We start from the raw sequence: 20,289 nt of genomic DNA on the forward strand, positions 1-20,289 counted from the left end.
CGTGCATTCTGTCCGACATCCTCCGCGGCCGACCAGTGCTTTTCAGGGGGTGTTCGGGACGGCCCCGCCCCGCTGCGCCGCGCGGAGGCGGTGGTGGCGGCTGGTCAGCAGGGCCGGAAGGGCGACCGCGAGGGACATGACGGCCAGGCCCAGGACCCTGCCCCAGAGCGGGTCCTGCAGGATCGGGGCCCCGGTGAGGGGCAGCAGGACGAAATGAACCAGGTAGAGGGGGACGGACAGCAGGGCGGTCAGCAGGGGGTGGGGCAGGCCGAGCAGCCGCAGCAGGAGCCAGGCCAGGAGCGGTGCGGCGATCAGCACCATGACCGCCGAGACCAGCGCCGTGCCCCTGGGGGGCCAGAACGTCCTCGTCGGCACCCCGGCTACGAGCACGTGGTAGCTCCAAGCGAGCAGCAGGGCCAGGATCGCTGCCCCGAACCCGGCCACGAGACCGAGGAGGAGGGCTTGGCGAGAACTCACAGGGGGTGTGTGACTCATTGGTCCAGTCTGGCCGCTCCGGCCCCGGCGTACTACCCGATACCGGATCCGGTACGCGGGTCCACACCCAGTTCGGACATGGCCAGGGCGGCCTCGGTGCGCGCCGCCCCGAAGAAGGACCACGGGACGTCGCACACGTAGCGGCCGACCGCCCCCAGGTGCCAGCGGGCCAGGTCCTGCTCCCCCGCGCGGTGGAAGGCCCAGCCGAACAGGTGGTGGGCCTGGACGTCGCGCACGTGCGGGACGGCCGCCGACGCCCACCCCTGTGCGAGTTCGAACAACTCGCGGACCGCGTCTCCGTGCAGCCGGCCCAGGGCCATGGTGGTGATGAAGGCGCTGTTGCCCTCCCGCTCCAGTCTGCGCTGTTCCCCGCGCAGGTACTCGGCGTGGGCCAGGGCCAGGACGGACGGCAGCGGGCTGCCCTCGGGCGCGGTGTCGGCCGCGGCGCCCGCGGCGGCGAACATCTCCTCGGCCGAGCCCCCGCGGGTGGGGGCCAGCGAACGCACCCGCGTCATGTGCGCGGGGAACAGGTGGGGCGCCCGCGCGCTCGCCTCCTCCCAGGCCCGCTCCCGCTCCTCGCGCTCCCCGAGCCCCATCGCCACCGTCTGCAGGGCGGACCAGGGCGCGGCGTCGTCGGGGTTGAGCCGGGCGGACTCCCGCAGCGGGATCCGCGCCTCGTGCAGTGCGGCCTCGAAGGCCTTGCGGTCGGCCGGGGAGGTACCGGCGCCGCCGGCCGGCAGGGCCACGGCCCGGGCGAGCAGCGTGTGGCCGAGCCACAGCATCGAGTCGGCGGGGTCCGCGCCCTCCTCCACCAGGGCGGCGATCTCGTCGGGGCGGTCCGCGGCGGCCCGCCCCAGCGCCTCGGCCTGGTAGGCGCGGACCTCGGGATCCTCCCTCGTCTCCACGAGCAGGGTCGCGCCGGCCTCGACGTCGCCCTCGCGCACCGCCTCGCACCCCGCGCGCAGCAGGGGGTCCGTTCCGTAGGAGGCGGGCACCAGCACCGCCTCCAGGTCGGTGCTCTGCGGGCCCCGTCCCGGTCTCCATCCGAATCGCCACATGTGAGCGAGGTTATGGCATCCCGCACGGACCGGGACGGGGCGTGATGGCCCCCGCCACCACGCCCCGTCCACCGGACCCGCCTGTACCGCCCTACCCGTGGGCGGCCTGCGGCTGTTCCTCACCGACCGGGGCGACCCGGCCCCGGGCCCTGTCCCGGCGGTGGTTGACCACCTGGAGGGCGATGAGCACGACGCCCAGGGCCGTCCCGGCGAGGACGAACCAGTCCGGAGCCACGTGGACGGACAGCAGGGCCTGGGTCCAACCGGTCCACTCCGGGGCGATGATGACCAGCGCGGCGGCCACGCCCAGGGCGATGCGCTCACCGAGCAGGGTGCGGCGCAGGAAGTAGCCCTCGATGGCCATGGCCCCGGCGGCCAGCGCCACCGAACCCGTGGCGATCGCGATCACCAGGTCGAGGAGCGGGCCGTCCACCTCCATCAGCGACGAGTAGGCCATCAGGAGCGGGATCAGGTACAGGCCCTTGGCGAACTTCCAGGAGGACACACCCGAGCGCATCGGTTTGGAGTCGGCGATACCGGCCGCCGCGAAGGTCGCGAAGGCCACCGGCGGTGTCACGTTGGAGTCCTGGCTGAGCCAGTACACGATCATGTGCGCGACGATGAGCGCCAGACCGAGCTGTTCCAGAGCCGGACCGGCGAGGATGACCAGCACCACGTAGGCGGCGGTCACCGGCAGGCCGATGCCCAGGATCAGGGAGGCCAGGGCCACCATCAGCAAGGTCATGAAGAGGTTGCCCGCGAAGGCGTTCACCAGGACGTCCGAGAAGACCAGGCCCAGCCCGGTGAGCCCGACCATGCCGACGATGATGCCCGCGACGGCGCACGCCACCGTCACCGGCAGGGTGCTGCGGGCCGCCATCACGAACACCTCCAGGAAGTCCTTGAGGCTCAGTCGGCTGCCGGCCCGCAGCATGGCCACGACCAGCAGAGCGCCGCAGGCGGCCAGACCGGCCTGTGTGGGCGGGACGTAGTTGAGCAGCAGCACGATGAGCAGGATCAGCGGGGCGAGGAAGTGCCAGCCCGCCCGCATGACGATCGCGAAGACGGGGATCTCGTCCTTCGTCATCGGCCGGATGTTGTTCTTGCGGGCGAGGATGTCCACGAACAGGAACATCAGCCCGAAGTACATGAGCGCCGGGATGATCGCGACCTTGACGATGTCGGCGTAGGGGATCCCCAGCCGCTCGGCCATCAGGAACGCGCCCGCGCCCATGATCGGCGGCAGGACCTGACCGCCGGTGGAGGCGGCCGACTCCACCCCCGCGGCGTCGTGCTTCTTGTACCCGACCTTCTTCATCAGCGGGATGGTGAACGGGCCGGTGGTCACCACGTTGGCGATGGCACTGCCGGACACCGAACCCATCAGGGCGCTGCCCAGGACCGCGCCCTTGGCCGGACCGCCGACCATGCGCCCGGTGAGGACGTAGGCCAGACCGATGAAGAAGTTGCCGCCGCCGGTCTTGGTCAGCAGCGCGCCGAACAGGATGAACACGAACACGAACGTGACGACCACGCCGAGCGTCAGCCCGTAGATGCCGTCGTTGCCCAGGTAGGAGTGGGTGGAGATGCGCTGGATGGTGGCCCCGGAGTGCCCGAACTGGCCGGGGATCAGCGGGCCGATCCAGGCGTAGTAGAGGAACCCGGACACCAGGACGACCATGACCAGGCCCACCGCGCGCCGGGTGGCCTCCAACAGGACCACGATGGCGACGGCGCCCATGATCCAGTCAAGGTCGGTGTAGGCACCCGCGCGACGCGCCAGTTCGGTCTGGAAGACGATCGGGTAGAGGCTGACCACGACGGTCGCGACGACCATGACCAGGTCGAGGACGACCCCCGGAACGAAGGCGAGCGGGCTGCCGCCGAACCTGGCCCTCTTGAACGGCGGCATGACGGCGAAGACCATCAGCATCACCAGCATGAGGTGGAGGAGGCGCTGCTGGCGGGCGTCCAGATCGGAGGTCAGGGCGACGTAGAGCTGGAACGCGGTCAGTGCGATGCCCAGGGCGAGGACGATCCCGCCCATGACCAGGCCGACCCGGCCCTCGCCCCAGCGCTCGGCGGCGATCCGGCGCCAGAACGGCGGGGCGTCCGCGCCGAGCCCGTCGATGTCCGGTAGCGCGTCGGCGGAGGTGCCGCCCCGGCCGAAGCCGATCTCCGGAGATTCGCCGGCGCCGGCCTTGTCGTCGTGCGCGGCCCTCTCCGGTTCCTCCGGTGGCGGGGACGTGTCGCCCCGCACCTGTGGGGTCTCAGCCATGTTCTTCCTCGGGTTCAGCTGGGTGGGGCCGCGCGGGGCGTACGAGGACGGGGTCCGCGCGGCGGAGGGTGGTTCAGGTGGGGGGTCGTTCGTCGCAGTGCGGCTGCGGGTCCCCGCCGAACAGCAGGTGGAGGGTGGAGATCCGGACGGGTTCGACGACCACCCGACGGGAGGTGAGGCACGGGGAGAGCCGTACCTCTGCGTCGGGTGTGCGCAGCCGGTGGTCGACGGAGGCCGCGCCCACACGGATCGCGACCTCCGGTCCGATGTCGCGGTTCATGTCCTCGATGACCCACCACTCGCCGTCGGCGCGACCGGTCCCCTCGCCGGGGATCTGGCCCATGCCCGCGCCGAACTGGCGTAGACGGGTGGATTCCGCGACCAGCTCGCCGTCGCGGACCCCGATGTTCTCCTCGATCGGCAGGTGGTCGATCGAGTGCACGTAGGAGATGGTGAACTGTTCGCCCGCGGCCAGCGGCAGGTGGCCCATCCGGTCGTCGTCGACGGTCAGGCGCAGCCCCGGCCACAGCGGTAGCAGCGCCCCGACGGCCAGGGCGGCGGCCAGGGCCGCGCCGGTCCACCGGAGCGCGGAGATCCGCGGACGCCGGCGCCCGGCGTCCGCGGATCGTCCCACCGTGGTCTGATCCATCGGTGTGCGGGCCCTACTCGTCGGACTCGTCGGAGCCGCTGCCCTCGGGGAGCAGGTCGGCCGGGATGTCGACGCCCTGCTCCTCGTAGAAGCGGACGGCGCCCGGGTGGACGGGCACCGGGCTGTTCTCGATGGTCTCCGGGACCAGGTACTCCTCGCCCGGGGCGTACACGCCGACGACCTCGTCGATGTGCTCGAACATGGCCTTGGTGATCTCGTAGGCCTGGTCCTCGTTGAAGGTGCCGGGCACGACCAGGGCGTTCCACACGGCGATGGTCGACACGTCGTCGTCGACGCCGGGGTAGGTGCCGCCCGGGATCACGTGCTCGGTGTAGCCGCCGTAGCCGCTGACGATCACGTCCCGCTCGTCGTCGCACATCTCGATGAGCGCGATGTCCTCGGTGGTGCCGAGCTCGGTGATGCCCGAGTGGCCCTCGCCGACGACCCAGGAACCGGCGTCGAGCTGGTTGTTGGTCAGGGCGTTGGCGGTCTCGGCGTAACCCAGCTGCTGGAGCTCGAGTTCGGTGGAGGCGATCTCCAGGGACTCGAAGACCTGGTTGGTGGTGGCCTCGTTGCCGCTGCCGATGTCGCCGACGGAGTAGCGGGTGCCCACCACGTCGGAGAAGCACTCGAAGCCCTCGGACTCGGCGATGTCCTGGAGGGTGACGGCGTGGAAGACGTTGGGGTACAGGACCGCGAGCGAGTAGGTCTCGACCGGGTCGCCCTCGAAGTCGGCGGTACCGGTGAAGCCCTGGTCGGCGGCGTCGCCCTGGACGATCGCCAGGTGGCCGTCGCCCGAGCCGAGCAGGCGGATGTTCTCCACCGAGGCGCCGGTGGCCTCGACCGAGGCGGACTGACCCTCGAGGTTGTCACCGATGATGGTGCGCAGGGCGCCGCCGATCGGGTAGTAGACACCGGTGGTGCCGCCGGTGACGATGCTGAGGTTGTTCTCGACCTCGCCGCCCCCGAGACCGATGTCTTCGGCGGCCTGCTCAGCGGGCTGCGCGCAGGCGGCCAGCAGGAGAACGCCGGCGGGGATGGCGGCCAGAGACAGCTTTGAGCGTCGCATGGTCGTGGGGGTCCTCTCGGGGTGCTTCGGGGTCAGGGGAGGTGGGAGTCGGGTGTACCCGCTGGTCGCGGCCCCGGGCCCGGGGTTCGGTCCGGCCGGGCACAGCCGTGGCGCTCACCCCTGTCGTTGTGAGCAACGTAACGGTCACCTCGGTGAAACCCGTAACCCCGCGGAGCGGATTTGAGCCTCTTCTGAGGTTCCGTACGCGTTGGTATCGTTTGGCCATGGCGTGGTCCACCCCTCATCGTCTCTGGGCCGTCACACGGACCCTGGCCGCCGGCTCCCTCGCCGTCGCAGTACTCACCTGGGCGTACCCCCCGCACCCGGCCCCGCTCCGGCTGTCCATCGGCACCGGTGGCGCGGGCGGGGTCTACCACGTCTACGGCGCGGGCCTGGCGGAGGTCACCGGGGCCAGGCAGGACACCGAGATCACCGCCCTGACCACCGCCGCCAGCGTGGAGAACAACCTGCTGGTCGCCGACGGTTCGCTGGACGCCGCCTTCACCCTCGCCGACGTGGCCGCCCTGGCCGTCAGCGGTGAGGAGCCCTTCGACCGGCCCCTGCCGGTCTCGGCCGTCGCCCGCCTCTACGACAACCACGCCCATGTCGTGGTGCGGGCGGACTCCCCCTACGAGAAGGTCTCCGACCTCGCCGGGGGCACGGTCTCGGTGGGCGCGATGGGTTCGGGCACCGAGATGATGGCCGACCGGCTCCTGGACCTCTCCGGGTTGGAGGAGGTCCCCGCGAGTGAGGGCCCCGGTGCGAACCCCGCGGGGGTGGTGCGGCTCCAGCTGTCCATCGGCAACTCGGCGCTGGCGCTGGAGAACGAGCGCATCGACGCGTTCTTCTGGTCCGGCGGCCTGCCGACGCAGGCGGTCGGGGACCTTGCCGAGCGGGTCCCGATCCGGCTGTTGGACCTGGCCGACCACGTCCCCGACCTGGTCGACGCGTACGGGGAGTACTTCTCGGAACTCCCCGTCCCGGCCGGGACCTACGAGGGCGTCCCGGCGGTGCGCACGATCGGGGTGCCGAGCCTGCTGGTGGTCAACACCCGGATGTCCGAGGGCCGGGCCGAGGAGTTCACCCGGCTGCTCTTCGAGTCCCAGGCCGACCTGGTCGACATCCACCCGGTGGCCCTGCACCTGCACCCGCGTTCGGCGATCGCCACCCTGCCGGTGCCCCTGCATCCGGGTGCCGCCGACTACTACCGGTCGGTCAAGTACGCCTACGACGAGCCGGCCGCCGACCCGGGGCCGCCCTGACCCGGACACGGCGGGGGCCCGGCAGGGCACCCCGGCACCCGTGTGCCGTGAGCGCCCCGCCGGGCCCCCGGTGTTCGTCCGGTCGGCGTCGGCCGACGGCCGCTCCGGTCAGCTCCGACCGGAGGTGACGTCGGGCCACGGGACGGTCTCCCGCGCGTCCGCGGCGGGCTCCTCCGCGGCGGTGGCGGCCCCGGTGTGGGCGCGCTCCAGCTTCGCGCCCTCGACGTCGATGTCGGGCAGGATCCGGTCCAGCCACTTGGGCAGCCACCAGGCGCCGTCCCCCGCCAGGTGCATCACGGCGGGGACGAGCAGCATGCGGACCATGAACGCGTCGAGCAGGACACCGAAGGCGAGCGCGAAGCCGATCGAGCTGATCATCGTCATCTCGGAGAAGATGAACCCGCCGAACACCGAGATCATGATGATCGCGGCGGCGGTGACCACCGAGCGCCCGGCCCGGAAGCCCTTCATCACGGCGAGCCGGGCGGGGGCGCCGTGCACGTAGGCCTCGCGCATGCCGGTGCCGATGAAGAGCATGTAGTCCATGGCCAGGCCGAACAGGATGCCGACCAGGATCGTGGGCAGGAAGCTCAGCACCGGGCCCGGGTTCCCCATCCCGAGGAGACCGCTGAACCAGCCCCACTGGTAGACGGCGACCACACCGCCGAGGGCGGCGAAGTAGGACAGGATGAATCCGAGCGTGGCCACGACCGGCACGAAGATCGACCGGAACACCAGCAGCAGGATGACCAGGGCCAGGCCCACCACCACCGTCAGGTAGGTCGGCAGGGCGCTGGCGATCTGCTCGGAGATGTCGATGTTGCCGCTGGCCATACCGGCGACGCCGAGCGGGGGCTCGCCCTGGACGGGCTCCATGGCGCGCAGGGTGTGCACGAGTTCCTCGGTGGACTCGCTGGAGGGGCCCTCCACGGGCTTGACCTGGAAGATGGCCAGGGTTCCGTCGTCGGAGACACCGATGGGCGCGACGGCGTCGACGTCCTCCAGCGCGTAGATCGCGTCGGCGACCTCGTACTGGTACTGCTCGGCGTTGTCCTGGGCCTCTTCGTCGCTGGGGCCGCCGGGGATGTCGGCGGTGACCAGGAGCGGGCCGTTCTGCCCCTCACCGAACTGGTCGGTGATGGTGGTGTAGGCGGCGTACTGGGTGGACTCGACCGGCTGTGAGGAACCGTCCGGCAGCCCCTGGCGCAGGTCGAGCGCGGGCAGGGCGACGACCCCGAGGACGATGACGGCGACGGCGGCCCGCACGAGGGCCCGGCCGTTGCCCATCGGCTCGACCTCGGCCTGCTTCCCGGGCGCCTGTCCGCCGGCGGAGGCGGTCCCACCGGCGGGGGCGCCGTCGGCGCTGTCCAGGCGGGCGCGTTCGCGCTTGGACAGGATGCGCATGCCCACGAGTCCCAGCAGGGCCGGGATGAGGGTCACCGCGATGAACACGGCGATGGCGATGGCGACGGCGCCGACGCTGCCCATGAGGCCGAGGAACCCGATACCGGTCAGGTTCAGGCCCAGGAGGGCGATGAGCACGGTGGCACCCGCGAACACCACGGCGTTGCCGGCCGTCCCGTTGGCCAGGCCCACCGACTCGTTGAGGGCGACGCCCTCCTTGAGCTGGCGGCGGTGCCGGTTGACGATGAACAGGGCGTAGTCGATACCCACGGCCAGGCCGAGCATGAGGCCCAGGATGGGGGTGATGTCGGCGATCGCGAGGACGCCGGACAGGGACATGGTGATCAGGGTGGCGATGCCCACGCCGACGAGGGCGGTGAGGATCGGCAGTCCGGCTCCGATGAGGGTGCCGAGCATGACCAGCAGGACGACGCCGGCGACGACGACGCCGATCACCTCGGCCTTGCTGACCAGGCTGGGCAGCTCCATGGCGATGTCGTCGGCGAAGTCGACGGTGGTGCCGGGCACCGGGTTGTCCTCGAAGACCGAGATGACGGCGTCGCGGGTCTCCTGGGCGACCTCCTCCTGTGCCTCGGTGAAGGTGACCATCACCAGGGCCGTCGATCCGTCCTCGGAGAGGGTGCCGACCCCGGAGGCCATCTCCAGCATGGCCTCGCCCTGTTCGAGCTGCTCCTCCTCGGCCTCCAGGGTCTCCAGGCCCGCGTCGATCTCGGCCTGCTGGGCGTCGAGGCCCTCCTCCATCTGGTCGAGCATCCCGGCGGCCTCGGCCTGGGCGCGGCCCTCGTCCAGCTGGTCCTGACCGGACTCGAGCTCGGCGCGGGCGTCGTCCATCTGCTCGCGCCCGTCCTCGATGAGGCCGGTCTCCTCGTCGAGCTGTTCCTGGGTGGCGAACGGGTCGACGGTGTCCTCGACCCCGTCGACCTCGGAGGCCTCCTCGACGAGCCCGGCGATGGCCTCCCGTTGTTCGTCGGTGAAGGCGGCGCCGTCCTCGGTCTGCAGGACGATGGTGCCGTTACCGCCGCCCATGCCGTCGAACTCGGTCTTGAGGCGCTGGTTCACCTCGTCGGTGGCGGTGCCGGGGATGGAGAAGCCGTCCTCCAGCTCTCCGGAGAAGAGGAAGAAGGCGCTGCCGGCTGCCACCAGCAGGGCCAGCCAGATCGCGATCACGGTGCGGGCGCGCCGTGCTGAGGCACGCCCGAGTCTGTAGAGAAGTTCAGCCATGGTTCTTCCGCAGGAGAGATGGGTGTGGCGGATGTGCTCAGGAGGATGTGGTTCCGGGGTCCTGGACCCCGAAGCCGTCGCGGTAGGTGCGGATCATGCGGTCGAGCAGTTCGTCCCAGACGCGACGGGAGTCGGTGGTGTCGACGCCCCCGGTGGTCCGGGCCCAGATGCGGACCACGGCCAGGGAACCGCCGATGAGAGCACCGCACATCAGCTCGACCTCCAGTGGGTCGGCCGAGGGGTGCTGGCGCAGGGTGGTGCTCGCGATCCGGGTGCCCAGGTCGGCGATGGCGCGTTCGAAGAGCACGGCCTGGCGCGGGCTGAGTTCCCCGCCGGCGTCGAGGAGCTGGGCGGGGCCGCAGTCCTCGGTCTGGAAGATGCGGGCGAACTCGGTGATCGGGGTGACCAGGTCGGTGGCGCGCAGTGCGGCGGAGACCTGTTCGAACATCGAGGTCTCGCCGCCGGACGCGGCCAGGTTGGAGTCGACGTTGTCGAGGACGGCCCCCAGCATCTCGCGGAACACCTCGAGGATGATGTCGTCCATCGTCTTGAAGTGGTTGAAGACGGTGCGCCGGGAGACGTCCGCCCGTGCCGCGAGCTGGTCGACGGTGAAGTCGGTGCCGCCGATCCCGGTCATCAGCGCGGCGGCGGCGTCGACGATGGCACGGCGGTGCCGCGCCTTGAGTGCCTCGCGCCGGTCCACCGCGGGCGGGCGCCGCTGATCTGCCATGGGACCAGATTAGGTAGGTATGTGCACTTAGTGCAACGACGCACTGAGTGCACATGGTCACACCCGTCCCGAGCTGAAGACCGGCGGAAGGGGAACCCGCCGGTCGGGCACCGGTGGTCCGGCCCCTGCGCCCCCGGTCCCGGGGCCCCGGCTCTCACTCGGCCAGGCTGAGCCGCAGGCGCGCGTCGATCCCGCTCGGCTCCCTGGGCGTCAGGGACAGCTCCGCCCCCTGGAGTTCCAGCAGGGTGACCACGATGGACAGGCCGAGCCCGGAGCCGTCGCCCCCGCCGTCCCGCCAGAAGGGCCGGGTCGCCTGGTCGAGCTGGTGCTCCGGGAGCCCGGGGCCGTCGTCCACCACGTGCACGTCCAGGTGGCCGCCGCCGTTCTCGTCCCGGACCGGCTCCTCCACGCGCACGAAGATCCGCACGCCCTCCCCGCCGAACTTGAGCGCGTTGTCGATCAGCGCGTCCAGGGCCTGGTCCAGGGTCCCCTCCACGCACCGCACCGTCGCCTCCTCGGCGCCCGAGCAGCGCAGGACGGCGCGGGCGCGCTCGGCGATGGGGAGCCAGGCGGCCACCCGCTGCTCGGCGACCTCCCGGGCGTCCTCCCACACCATGGAGTGCTCGGCGTCCTCGGCCTGGGCCAGGGTGAGCAGGCTGTCGCAGATCCGGGTGAGCCGGTCGACCTCGTCCAGGGCCAGCCGGTGCTCCTGTGCGCCCTCGGGCCCCAGGTGCCGGGACAGGCTGCCCACCCGCAGGCGCAGTGCCGCCAGGGGGTTGCGCACCTGGTGTCCCGCGTAGGCCACGAAGGTGCGCTGGCTCTCCAGCAGGGAGGTGATGGTGTCGGCCATCTGGTTGAAGGACTCCCCCAGCCTGCGCAGCTCCTCGGGCCCGGCGGCCGTGCGCACCCGGGTGTCCAGGCTGCCCCCGCTCACCGCCCGGGTGGCCTCGTCGAGATCGTCGATGGGGCGCAGGATCCAGCGGGTGAGCGGCCCGGCCACGGCGATGCCCGCAGCCAGCAGGGCGGCCACCACCAGCAGGGCCACGGCCCACTGCACGAGGGTGGCGCGGCGCAGGGCGTCGGTGGGTGAGGCGGTGACGGCCACTCCGACCACCTCGCCGGAGCTGCCGATGGGTTCGGCGACGACGAGCGGTTCGTCCTGCCAGGGCCAGACCACGCTGTCCGCGCCCATGCGGTTGCCCGCCAGGGCGGTGCGGACCGGCCCCGGCACCTCCTCGTCGCTGTCGGGCCAGCCGGAGGGGTTCAGGTCGGCGAGGTCGAGGCCGGGGCTCGAGGAGGCCACGACCTCGCCGTCGCGGTTCACCACCACGGCGGGGATCCCGTACACCTGCTCGTAGACGGCGAGCTCGCTGGTGAGGCCGGACAGGGTGTCCTCGGCCCCGGACAGCACCCCGGGTTCGGCCAGTCCGGCGAAGCGCGCGGTGTCGTTGATCCGGTCGAGGAGCATGTCGGAGGTGCCCCGCGCGGCGATGTTCCCGCACAGGGGAAGGGCGAACGCCAGGCATGCGGCGACGAGCAGGGTGACGTACACCGTCACCACACGCCTGTGCATCAGCGGCCCCCTTCCGCTGCCGGAGACCTCTCTCCGGGGCGGCCGGGCGCTCTCATGCGCGGGAGGCCGGGGCCCCGGCGGGCTCGGCTCCTGTGTGCTCGGCCGTCACCAGCCGGTAGCCGACCCCGCGGACGGTCCGGATGAGCCGGGGCGCGCCGAGCTTGGAGCGCAGGGTGCCGATGTGCACTTCGAGCGTGCGCAGGGTGCCCGGCCAGGCGGTGTGCCAGACCCGGAGCAGGAGGTGTTCCCGGGAGACCACCGTTCCCGCTTCCCGCATCAGGACGATGAGTAGGTCGAACTCCTTGCGGGTGAGTTCGACGGGCCGGTCCGCGCACAGCACGGACCGGGTGGTCAGGTCCACCCGCAGCGGCCCCGCCTCGAGGACGGTGTCGATCCGCCTGCTGGTGCGGCGCAGGACCGCCTCCATGCGGGCGCACAGCTCCTCGATGGCCAGGGGCTTGACGACGTAGTCGTCGGCTCCGGAGCGCAGCCCGAGGATCCGTTCGCGCTGCTGCCGCCGGGCCGTGACCATGATGATCGCGGTGTCCCCGACGTCCTGGCGCTCCCGGATCCGCCGGCACAGTTCGATGCCGTCCATGTCGGGCAGCCCGAGGTCGAGCAGCACGATGTCCGCGGGGGGCGCGGCCAGGGCACCCCCCGCGGTCCGCACCTGGTCGACCTCGTAGCCGTGCGCCTCGAGCGCACCGGCGAGGGCGTCAGCGAGCCGGACGTCGTCCTCGACGAGCAGCACCTTGATCATGGCCGGGGTCCTTCGGAGGGTGTGCGAAACAGAGGGGTAACACGCACCCTAGTCGGACCGTGTGCTCCGGGCCACAACGGCACCGATAGCGCTCGGTGACGACACGGCCCCGCACGGTCGCACCCCTCTCGGGACCCCCGTTCAGGGGCGGCTCCCCGGTTTGCCCACGTGCAGGTCCGGGACGATCTCCGGGGCGCCGTGCTGGACGGCGTCGGCCTCCTGGTCGGTGTCCTGCTCCTGGGCCGCGCGTTCGGCCTCGATGCCCTTGCGGTAGTACTCCACCTCGCGCTCGACCTGCTTCTTGTTCCAGCCCAGGGGCCCGGCCATGAGCTCGGCCGCCGACTCGGCCGCGGCGATCCCCCGGTCCCAGGTCTCGAAGGCGATCCGGGTCCGCCGGGACAGGACGTCCTCCAGGTGGCGGGCGCCCTCCGCCTCCACCGCGTAGACGACCTCCGCCCTCAGGTAGTCCTCGCCGCCCGCCAGCGGCTGCCCCAGGTCGGGCCGCTCCCTGATCAGGTCCAGCACGTCGTGCACCCCGGAGCCGAACCGGCGCAGCAGGTGCGTGATGCGGGAGACGTGCAGCCCCGAGTCGCGGGCCAGCCGGTGCCGCTGGTTGTACAGCGCGGCGTAGCCGTCCGCGCCCACCAGGGGGAGCTTGTCGGTGACCGAGTTCGGGATCGCCCCGCCCAGCCCGTGCGCCACCGCGTCCACCGCGTCCTTGGCCATGACCCGGTAGGTGGTGTACTTGCCGCCCGCGATCAGCACCAGCCCGGGCACCGGGTGGGCGACCGTGTGCTCGCGGGACAGCTTCGAGGTCTCCTCGGACTCCCCCGACAGCAGTGGCCGCAGCCCGGCGTAGACGCCCTCCACGTCGTCGCGGCCCAGGGGCGTGCGCAGCACCTGGTTGACGTGGTCCAGGACGTAGTCGATGTCGGCCCGGCTCGCCGCCGGGTTCTCCTTGTCCAGGTCCCAGGGGGTGTCGGTGGTGCCGATGATCCAGTGGCGTCCCCACGGGATCACGAACAGCACGCTCTTCTCGGTCTGCAGGATCATCCCGGAGGAGGCCTGGATGCGGTCCCGGGGCACCACCAGGTGCACGCCCTTGGACGCGCTCACGTGGATCTGCCCGCGGCCGCCCACCATCTCCTGGATGTCGTCGGTCCACACCCCGGCGGCGTTGACCACCTGCCGGGCCCGGATCCGCTTCCTCTCCCCCGTCTCCAGGTCGGCGGCGGTCGCGCCGACCACGTGCTCGCCCTCGCGCAGGAACTCCACGGCCTGGACCCGGGAGGCGATGTTGGCGCCGAGCCCGGCGGCGGTGCGCAGAACGGTGGTGACCAGGCGGGCGTCGTCGACCTGGCAGTCCCAGTACTGGACCGCCCCGGCCAGCGCGCTGCGCTTGAGCGCCGGGAACACCTTGAGCGCCCCGGACCTGGACAGGTGCCGGTGCGAGGGCAGCCCGCGGTTGTTGCGCGAGGTGAGCGCCAGGGTGTCGTACAGGGTGACGCCCGCGCCGATGTAGAACCGCTCCCAGTGGTGCTCGAAGGGGAAGAGGAACGGCACCGGGCGGACCAGGTGCGGAGCGATGGTGGTGAGCAGGAGTCCGCGCTCGTGAAGAGCCTCGCGGACGAGTTCGAAGTCGAACTGCTCCAGGTAGCGCAGCCCGCCGTGGATCAGTTTGCTGGACCTGCTGGAAGTTCCCGAGGCGAAGTCGCGCGCCTCGATCAGCCCCGTGGAGAGCCCGCGCGAGACCGCGTCCAGAGCGATGCCCGCCCCGACGATCCCGCCGCCCACCACGAGCACGTCGAGTTCCTCGTCGGCCATCGACGCGAGCGCCTCGGTGCGCCCCTTCGGCCCCAGCCAGGTGGTCGCCATTGGTGGTCCTCCCTCTCGATCGGTGTCCCACCAAGGCGCATACCCGGTCCGGTGGGGCCTCAGGCTAACCGGGGGCCGACGACCGGGTGTGTTGCCACACGCGATACCGCCGATTTACCTCCATACCCTTCCTCACCGCTTCCGCCGCACGCCCAAGGCCACGAGGACGAGGGCGGTCGCGGCCGCGGCCCTCGCGCACAGGAGACAGGTCGGGCAGCCGCGTCAGAGGGCTTGAGGACGTTCGCGAACGGGTAGCCAACGAGGAGTTCCGGACAGCGAGATCTCCGCGAACGACGACCGGTTCCGCTTCGTCGAGGACCGCCCGGGCGACATCGAACGCCTGGCGGTGGTCGGTGAGTACAGAGGACTGGAGCGGCTGGTCAGAACGGCGGACAAGCTCACCGGTACCGACATCGAACACTTCCCGCCCGACGGCGAGGACCTCGCCCGGGTGCGGGTGGAGGCTTGAGGCGCCCGGCGGTTCGCCGGCGGGATCACCGGAGTCCAGAGTTGGGAGCACCATGTACGAGCGGTTGGAACCCAGTCACGAGAACGTACTCGGATTCGAGGTCGGGGGTACGGTCTCCGAGGACTCCTTCAGGGAACTCCTCGCAGAGGTGCGTCCCGCCATCGATCAGTACCAGGCGGTGCGCCTCCTGATACGGATCCGGGACTGGCCGACCACCGAGAACCCGACGTTGGGGGAACGGCTGAGGCTCGCCCGCGAGCACTTTCCCGGTATCGAACGCTACGCGTTGGTGGGGGACGCGCGCGCGATAGGTTCTCTCACCTCCGTGGCGGACGCGTTCGTCGACATGGACCTCCGCTTCTTCGAGCTCGATCAGGAGGACTCCGCCTGGGCCTGGGTGAACGCCTCCGGCGTCCTTGACGAGGACCCGGGGTAGCGCCCCGGGGACGGCCGCCGCCCGGGCGCTCTCCGACCGCATGAGGGCACCCTCCTCGGGCAGGCGGGCAGGGACCGCCCCCGGCCCGGAGGCCGGCCCTCCGGAGGGGGCCCGTCCCCGGGCGGGGGTTCAGGACGCGTCGGCGTAGGCGTGCGCGTAGGCCAGGACGTCGCTGACGTAGGTCGCGGAGCGGTTGTACGTCAGGATCGCCGCCTCCCAGTCCTGCGCCGCGGTCAGGTCGCGGCTGTCGGAGCACAGGTAGCGGGCGGCGGACAGCGCCGCGTCGTCGATGTTGTGCGGGTCCGGGGTGCCGCCCTCCAGGGACTCGCCCCACTGGGCCCACGTGCCCGGGATGAACTGCATCGGACCGACCGCCCGGTCCCACTCGGTGTCGCCGTCCAGCTCACCGCCGTCGGTGTCCGGGATGGCCCGGGTGTTGTTGGTGCCGTCCAGCGGGATGCCGATGATGTCCACGGTCGTGCTGCCGTCCTCGCCGAGCTCACCGCCCGCGTAGGTGCCGTGACGGGTCTCCACGTACCCGATACCCGCGAGCGTCGGCCACGACAGCCGGCACCCGGGGTCGTCCGCGTCGACCACCAGCTGGGCGCTGGCGTAGCCCTCCAGGGCCCGGCGCGGCACTCCGCTGCTCTCCGAGACCTCGTCGAGCCACTCGTCGCTCGGCCGGAGCGCCCCCGCGGGCCGGGACTGCTCGTCCGCGCCCGCGGCGGCCTCGGCCGGGTCGGTCTCCCGAGGGGTGACCCCGCTCTGCGCGGGCGGCCCGGTGAGCTCGTCGTGCGGCGGGGTGGCGATCGTCCCGTCCGAGGGGGCCGCGGCGGCGGAGCTCGGCGGCTCCCAGTCGTTGAGCGCACTGGACACCTGACCGACCAGGACCACGACCCCCGCCGTCACCAGCAGGCACACGACCAGGGTCAGGCTGACCGCGATCACCGGTCCGCGTCGGCGACGCCGACGGTGCCCACCGGCACCGGACACGCTGTCACCCATGCAGTCCTCCAAGAGAAAGTCACCGTCAAGTAACGGGACAACAAAACACGCCCCATAGTCGCACACCGTCGTCACCCGGTCGCACGGGCCACAGGCAACACGAAGGGCGCCCCGGTCGACCGGGGCGCCCTTCGCCATTTGTGCCTGTCTCAACCCAAGGGGGTTACCGTTCGGGCGTCGAAGGGTTCTGCATCAATGGTGCGGGTTCACCACGACCTCGACCCGCTGGAACTCCTTCAGGTCGGTGTAACCCGAGGTGGCCATGGTCCGGCGCAGGGCACCCATGAGGTTCATCGAGCCGTCGCTGCTGGAGGCCGGGCCGTGCAGGATCGACTTGAGGTCGCCGATCGTGCCCACCTCGACCCGCTCGCCGCGCGGCAGCTCGTTGTGGTGGGCCTCGCTGCCCCAGTGGTAGCCGCCGCCGGGCGCCTCGGTGGCGCGGGCCAGCGGCGAGCCGACCATGACGGCGTCGGCACCGCAGGCCAGGGCCTTGGCGATGTCACCGCTGCCGGTCATGCCGCCGTCGGCGATGACGTGCACGTAACGGCCGCCGGACTCGTCGAGGTAGTCCCGGCGGGCCGCGGACACGTCGCCGATGGCACTGGCCATCGGAACGGCCACACCCAGCACGGAGCGGGTGGTGTGGCCCGAACCGCCGCCGAACCCGACCAGGACGCCGGCGGCACCGGTGCGCATCAGGTGCAGGGCCGCGGTGTAGGTGGCGCAGCCGCCGACCACCACGGGCACGTCGAGGTCGTAGATGAACTGCTTGAGGTTGAGCGGTTCGGCCCGCCCGGACACGTGCTCGGCCGAGACCGTGGTGCCGCGGATGACGAAGATGTCGACCCCCGCGTCCACGACCGCCTTGTGGTACTGGGCGGTGCGCTGCGGCGACAGCCGCGCGGCCGTGACCAGGCCGGCGTCACGGATCTCCTCGATCCGGCGGCCGATCAGCTCCTCCTGGATCGGCGCCGCGTAGATCTCCTGGAGACGCTTGGTCGCGGCGACCTCGTCGAGTTCGCGAATCTCCTGGAGCAGCGGCTCCGGGTCCTCGTAGCGGGTCCACAGACCCTCGAGGTCCAGGACGCCGAGACCGCCCTGCTCACCGACCGCGACGACGGTCTTGGGCGAGGCGACACTGTCCATGGGGCTGACCACCAGGGGCGTCTCGAACCGGTAGGCGTCGATCTGCCAGGCGATCGACACCTCCTCCGGGTCGCGGGTCCGTCGCGCGGGCACGATCCCGATCTCATCGAGTTCGTAGGCACGACGCCCGTTCTTGCCCAGCCCGATCTCCACCTGAGCCAACTCTTCGATTCCCCTCTGACGTGCGGCGCCGGTCGGTCGACCGGCACAAGACCGCGGACACGAGTCTAACGGCCCGCGGTCCGGCCGTCGGTGGTGCCGTCCTCCTGGCGCCGGCGCGGGTCACGGCCGGGCGCCGGCGCGCTAGCGCGCGTTGTAGTTCGGCGCTTCCACCGTCATCTTGATGTCGTGCGGGTGGCTCTCGCGCAGACCGGCGCTGGTGATGCGCATCAGCTGACCGCGTTCGCGCAGCTCCGGCACGGTGCGGCTGCCCGCGTACCACATGGACTGGTGCAGGCCGCCGACCAGCTGGTGGGCCACGGCGGAGAGCGGGCCGCGGAACGGCACCTGGCCCTCGATGCCCTCGGGGACGAGCTTGTCCTCGGAGGAGACGTCGGCCTGGGCGTAGCGGTCCTTGGAGAAGGAGCGGCCGCGCATCGCGCCCAGCGAGCCCATGCCGCGGTAGGCCTTGAACTGCTTCCCGTTGATGAAGATCAGGTCGCCCGGGCTCTCCTCGACACCGGCGAGGAGGCTGCCGAGCATGACGGTGCTGGCGCCGGCGACGACGGCCTTGGCGATCTCACCGGAGTACTGGAGTCCGCCGTCGGCGATCAGCGGGATGCCCGCGGGGCCGCAGGCCAGGCCGGCCTCGAGGATCGCGGTGATCTGCGGGGCGCCCACGCCGGCGACGACGCGGGTGGTGCAGATCGAGCCCGGTCCCACGCCGACCTTCACGGCGTCCGCACCGGCGTCGATGAGCAGCTGGGCACCGGCGCGGGTGGCGACGTTGCCCGCCACGACGTCGGCCCGGGAGTTGGCCTTGAGCTTGGCGACCATGTCGGCGAGCCCGGCGGAGTGACCGTGCGCGGTGTCGACGACGATGAAGTCCACCCCGGCGTCGATGAGCAGCTTGGCGCGCTCCTCGGCCTCGGTGCCCACACCGACCGCGCCGCCGACCACGAGACGGCCGTCGGCGTCCTTGGTGGCGTCGGGGAACTGCTCGCTCTTGATGAAGTCCTTGACGGTGATCAGGCCGCGCAGGCGGTTCTGTCCGTCGACCAGGGGCAGCTTCTCGACCTTGTGGCTGCGCAGCAGCTCGAAGGCCTGCTCGCGGCTGACGCCGACGGGGGCGGTGACCAGGTTCTCGGTGGTCATGACGTCGCGGACCAGCCGGGTGCGGTCGTTCTCGAAGCGCATGTCGCGGTTGGTGACGATGCCGACCAGGATGCCCTGGGCGTCGGTGACCGGGACACCGGAGATGCGGTAGTGGGCGCACAGGCGCTCCACCTCGGCGAGGTCGTCCTCGGGGTGACAGGTGACCGGGTCGGTGACCATGCCCGCCTCGGAGCGCTTCACGAGGTCGATCTGGCCGGCCTGGTCCTCGGCGGAGAGGTTGCGGTGCAGCACGCCGGCGCCGCCCTGGCGGGCCATCGCCACGGCCATGCGGGCCTCGGTGACGGTGTCCATCGCGGCGGAGAGCAGCGGGATGCTGAGGCGGATGTTGCGGGAGAGCTGGGTGGTGGTGTCCACCTCGCCCGGCTGGAGGTCCGAGTAGGCCGGTACCAGCAGGACGTCGTCGTAGGTCAGACCCGGCGGAAGCAGTTTGTCCCCGTAGTCGCTGTAGTCCTGGCTCATGACACAACCTCCGCTGTTCCCGGCAACACCTGCGCGGATCGCCCCCGCGTGTCGTCTCATCCTAGGTTGTCGCCGGCGGCCACCCCGGTGGAATGAGATGTTCGCCCGGTCACCTCGGTCACGAAGTGATCAAGGGCACCGTACGGGTGCCGACCGGTTCACCGGGCGTAACGGCAGTAGCCCCGGAGCCGGGGGCGCGCGGGGCACGAGCGCCGCCCGGGGCGGGGGCCGCGGCCGTGCCTATGGGAGGACGCGGTTCGCCAGGGCCACCTTCCGAAGCCGAGCAATAGCTCGGTGCTGGGCAACCCGTACCGCTCCTGCCGACATGCCAAGGAGATGTCCCGTCTCGTCTGCTGTGAGTCCTGTGATCACCCGCATGACCAGCAGCCTGCGCTGCTGTTCGGGTAGTTCGTCGAGGAGTTCTCTGGCCCGCTGCGCCTCGATCACGCGTACCGCCGACTCCTCGGGGCCCGGGCCGTCGTCCGGCTGCTCGGGCACGGTGTCGGTGGGGACCGTCTCCGTACGACCGGCCACGCGCAGGGTGTCCGCGACCTTGTGCGCGGCGATGCCGTAGACGAAGGAGGCGAAGGGCCTGCCCCGGTCCTCGTAGCGGGGGATCGCCGTGAGCAGGGCGATGCACACTTCCTGCGCCACGTCGTCGGAGTAGTGCGCCAGCCCGGAGACCCGGGCCAGGCGGGTACGGCAGTAGCGCACCACCATGGGTCTGATTTCGCGCAGCAGCGAGTCCAAGGCCCCGTCGTCCCCCTGGACGGCGAGCGACCCCAGATGGTTCAACCCCGTGTCTCGCGTAGCGGGGTCCGCCTCTTCGTGCCCTCCGGGCGTACCTGGCCGCTGCGCGGTAACGCCCCCCCGGGCGCCTGGATCCGTCACGTTAGGAATGATGCCCGCAGTCGGGGACCCAACCACTCCAATCAGCAACTACGGAATGGTTACATTTTGGAAAAATAGCCCGAAACCGGTACGTAGTTGAGAGTGTGAATCGGCTCTCCCGTGGTAGTGGGCCGGGGGTGGGGCGATCTGGAT

The 20,289-nt window shown here is 71.4% G+C and carries 17 protein-coding genes; 3 read left to right on the top strand and 14 right to left on the bottom strand.

Features of this window, described 5'->3' with window-relative positions:
• Positions 1-42 precede the first annotated feature (42 nt).
• From D458_RS0103780 to D458_RS0103800, 5 genes are all read right to left on the bottom strand, one after another.
• Positions 43-477: a hypothetical protein gene (locus D458_RS0103780; RefSeq protein ID WP_152521035.1), complete on the bottom strand. Its 435-nt coding sequence runs from the start codon at positions 475-477 to the stop codon at positions 43-45.
• Between the two features lie 50 nt (positions 478-527).
• Positions 528-1,553, bottom strand: a complete 1,026-nt coding sequence (locus D458_RS0103785; RefSeq protein ID WP_051049579.1) for a hypothetical protein — start codon at positions 1,551-1,553, stop codon at positions 528-530.
• Between the two features lie 91 nt (positions 1,554-1,644).
• Positions 1,645-3,831 carry a TRAP transporter permease gene (locus D458_RS0103790; RefSeq protein WP_017585398.1) on the bottom strand — a complete coding sequence of 729 codons (2,187 nt, stop codon included), beginning with the start codon at positions 3,829-3,831 and terminating at the stop codon, positions 1,645-1,647.
• 73 nt (positions 3,832-3,904) lie between these two features.
• Positions 3,905-4,480 (bottom strand): DUF1850 domain-containing protein, encoded by a 576-nt coding sequence (locus D458_RS0103795; RefSeq protein WP_017585399.1) that lies wholly within the window; start codon positions 4,478-4,480, stop codon positions 3,905-3,907.
• Between the two features lie 13 nt (positions 4,481-4,493).
• A complete protein-coding gene (locus D458_RS0103800; protein ID WP_017585400.1) occupies positions 4,494-5,549 on the bottom strand; it encodes a TAXI family TRAP transporter solute-binding subunit in 1,056 nt (351 codons plus the stop codon).
• 224 nt (positions 5,550-5,773) lie between these two features.
• Between D458_RS0103800 and D458_RS0103805 the strand changes: the two genes are divergently transcribed.
• Positions 5,774-6,811: a TAXI family TRAP transporter solute-binding subunit gene (locus D458_RS0103805; RefSeq protein WP_017585401.1), complete on the top strand. Its 1,038-nt coding sequence runs from the start codon at positions 5,774-5,776 to the stop codon at positions 6,809-6,811.
• Between the two features lie 108 nt (positions 6,812-6,919).
• Here D458_RS0103805 and D458_RS0103810 read toward each other — a convergent pair whose 3' ends face one another.
• The 5 genes from D458_RS0103810 to glpD form a co-directional block, all read right to left on the bottom strand.
• Positions 6,920-9,457, bottom strand: coding sequence for an MMPL family transporter (locus D458_RS0103810; protein ID WP_017585402.1), 2,538 nt, complete (start codon positions 9,455-9,457; stop codon positions 6,920-6,922).
• A 37-nt stretch (positions 9,458-9,494) separates the two neighbouring features.
• Positions 9,495-10,187, bottom strand: a complete 693-nt coding sequence (locus D458_RS0103815) for a TetR/AcrR family transcriptional regulator (protein WP_026118977.1) — start codon at positions 10,185-10,187, stop codon at positions 9,495-9,497.
• A gap of 154 nt (positions 10,188-10,341) precedes the next feature.
• Positions 10,342-11,760, bottom strand: coding sequence for a sensor histidine kinase (locus D458_RS0103820; protein ID WP_017585404.1), 1,419 nt, complete (start codon positions 11,758-11,760; stop codon positions 10,342-10,344).
• Positions 11,761-11,812: 52 nt separating this feature from the next.
• On the bottom strand, positions 11,813-12,520 hold the full coding sequence (locus D458_RS0103825) for a response regulator transcription factor (RefSeq protein WP_017585405.1): 708 nt from the start codon (positions 12,518-12,520) through the stop codon (positions 11,813-11,815).
• 141 nt (positions 12,521-12,661) lie between these two features.
• Positions 12,662-14,395 (bottom strand): glycerol-3-phosphate dehydrogenase, encoded by a 1,734-nt coding sequence (gene glpD, locus D458_RS0103830; protein ID WP_017585406.1) that lies wholly within the window; start codon positions 14,393-14,395, stop codon positions 12,662-12,664.
• 346 nt (positions 14,396-14,741) lie between these two features.
• Between glpD and D458_RS37835 the strand changes: the two genes are divergently transcribed.
• Together D458_RS37835 and D458_RS0103840 are read left to right on the top strand one after the other, a co-directional pair.
• On the top strand, positions 14,742-14,864 hold the full coding sequence (locus D458_RS37835) for a hypothetical protein (protein WP_017585407.1): 123 nt from the start codon (positions 14,742-14,744) through the stop codon (positions 14,862-14,864).
• Between the two features lie 52 nt (positions 14,865-14,916).
• Entirely contained in the window at positions 14,917-15,300 is a 384-nt protein-coding gene (locus tag D458_RS0103840; protein ID WP_017585408.1) for a SpoIIAA family protein, read from the top strand.
• A gap of 129 nt (positions 15,301-15,429) precedes the next feature.
• Here D458_RS0103840 and D458_RS0103845 read toward each other — a convergent pair whose 3' ends face one another.
• The 4 genes from D458_RS0103845 to D458_RS0103860 all read right to left on the bottom strand — a co-directional run bounded on the left by D458_RS0103845 (position 15,430) and on the right by D458_RS0103860 (position 20,136).
• Positions 15,430-16,305, bottom strand: a complete 876-nt coding sequence (locus tag D458_RS0103845) for a lytic transglycosylase domain-containing protein (RefSeq protein WP_026118978.1) — start codon at positions 16,303-16,305, stop codon at positions 15,430-15,432.
• Between the two features lie 192 nt (positions 16,306-16,497).
• Entirely contained in the window at positions 16,498-17,604 is a 1,107-nt protein-coding gene (locus D458_RS0103850; RefSeq protein ID WP_017585410.1) for a GuaB3 family IMP dehydrogenase-related protein, read from the bottom strand.
• A gap of 150 nt (positions 17,605-17,754) precedes the next feature.
• On the bottom strand, positions 17,755-19,245 hold the full coding sequence (gene guaB / locus D458_RS0103855) for an IMP dehydrogenase (RefSeq protein WP_017585411.1): 1,491 nt from the start codon (positions 19,243-19,245) through the stop codon (positions 17,755-17,757).
• A 240-nt stretch (positions 19,246-19,485) separates the two neighbouring features.
• On the bottom strand, positions 19,486-20,136 hold the full coding sequence (locus D458_RS0103860; RefSeq protein ID WP_083936229.1) for a sigma-70 family RNA polymerase sigma factor: 651 nt from the start codon (positions 20,134-20,136) through the stop codon (positions 19,486-19,488).
• Positions 20,137-20,289: the final 153 nt, after the last annotated feature.

The sequence above is a fragment of the Nocardiopsis ganjiahuensis DSM 45031 genome, from assembly GCF_000341085.1.
Lineage (GTDB): Bacteria > Actinomycetota > Actinomycetes > Streptosporangiales > Streptosporangiaceae > Nocardiopsis > Nocardiopsis ganjiahuensis.

Coding starts and splice junctions, on each gene's coding strand:
- D458_RS0103820 (WP_017585404.1), bottom strand. CDS start 11,760: ATGCACAGGCGTGTGGTGACGGTGTACGTCACCCTGCTCGTCGCCGCA.
- guaB (WP_017585411.1), bottom strand. CDS start 19,245: ATGAGCCAGGACTACAGCGACTACGGGGACAAACTGCTTCCGCCGGGT.
- D458_RS0103845 (WP_026118978.1), bottom strand. CDS start 16,305: ATGGGTGACAGCGTGTCCGGTGCCGGTGGGCACCGTCGGCGTCGCCGA.
- D458_RS0103825 (WP_017585405.1), bottom strand. CDS start 12,520: ATGATCAAGGTGCTGCTCGTCGAGGACGACGTCCGGCTCGCTGACGCC.
- D458_RS0103840 (WP_017585408.1), top strand. CDS start 14,917: ATGTACGAGCGGTTGGAACCCAGTCACGAGAACGTACTCGGATTCGAG.
- D458_RS0103810 (WP_017585402.1), bottom strand. CDS start 9,457: ATGGCTGAACTTCTCTACAGACTCGGGCGTGCCTCAGCACGGCGCGCC.
- D458_RS0103800 (WP_017585400.1), bottom strand. CDS start 5,549: ATGCGACGCTCAAAGCTGTCTCTGGCCGCCATCCCCGCCGGCGTTCTC.
- D458_RS0103805 (WP_017585401.1), top strand. CDS start 5,774: ATGGCGTGGTCCACCCCTCATCGTCTCTGGGCCGTCACACGGACCCTG.
- D458_RS0103785 (WP_051049579.1), bottom strand. CDS start 1,553: ATGTGGCGATTCGGATGGAGACCGGGACGGGGCCCGCAGAGCACCGAC.
- D458_RS0103795 (WP_017585399.1), bottom strand. CDS start 4,480: ATGGATCAGACCACGGTGGGACGATCCGCGGACGCCGGGCGCCGGCGT.
- D458_RS0103815 (WP_026118977.1), bottom strand. CDS start 10,187: ATGGCAGATCAGCGGCGCCCGCCCGCGGTGGACCGGCGCGAGGCACTC.
- glpD (WP_017585406.1), bottom strand. CDS start 14,395: ATGGCGACCACCTGGCTGGGGCCGAAGGGGCGCACCGAGGCGCTCGCG.
- D458_RS0103790 (WP_017585398.1), bottom strand. CDS start 3,831: ATGGCTGAGACCCCACAGGTGCGGGGCGACACGTCCCCGCCACCGGAG.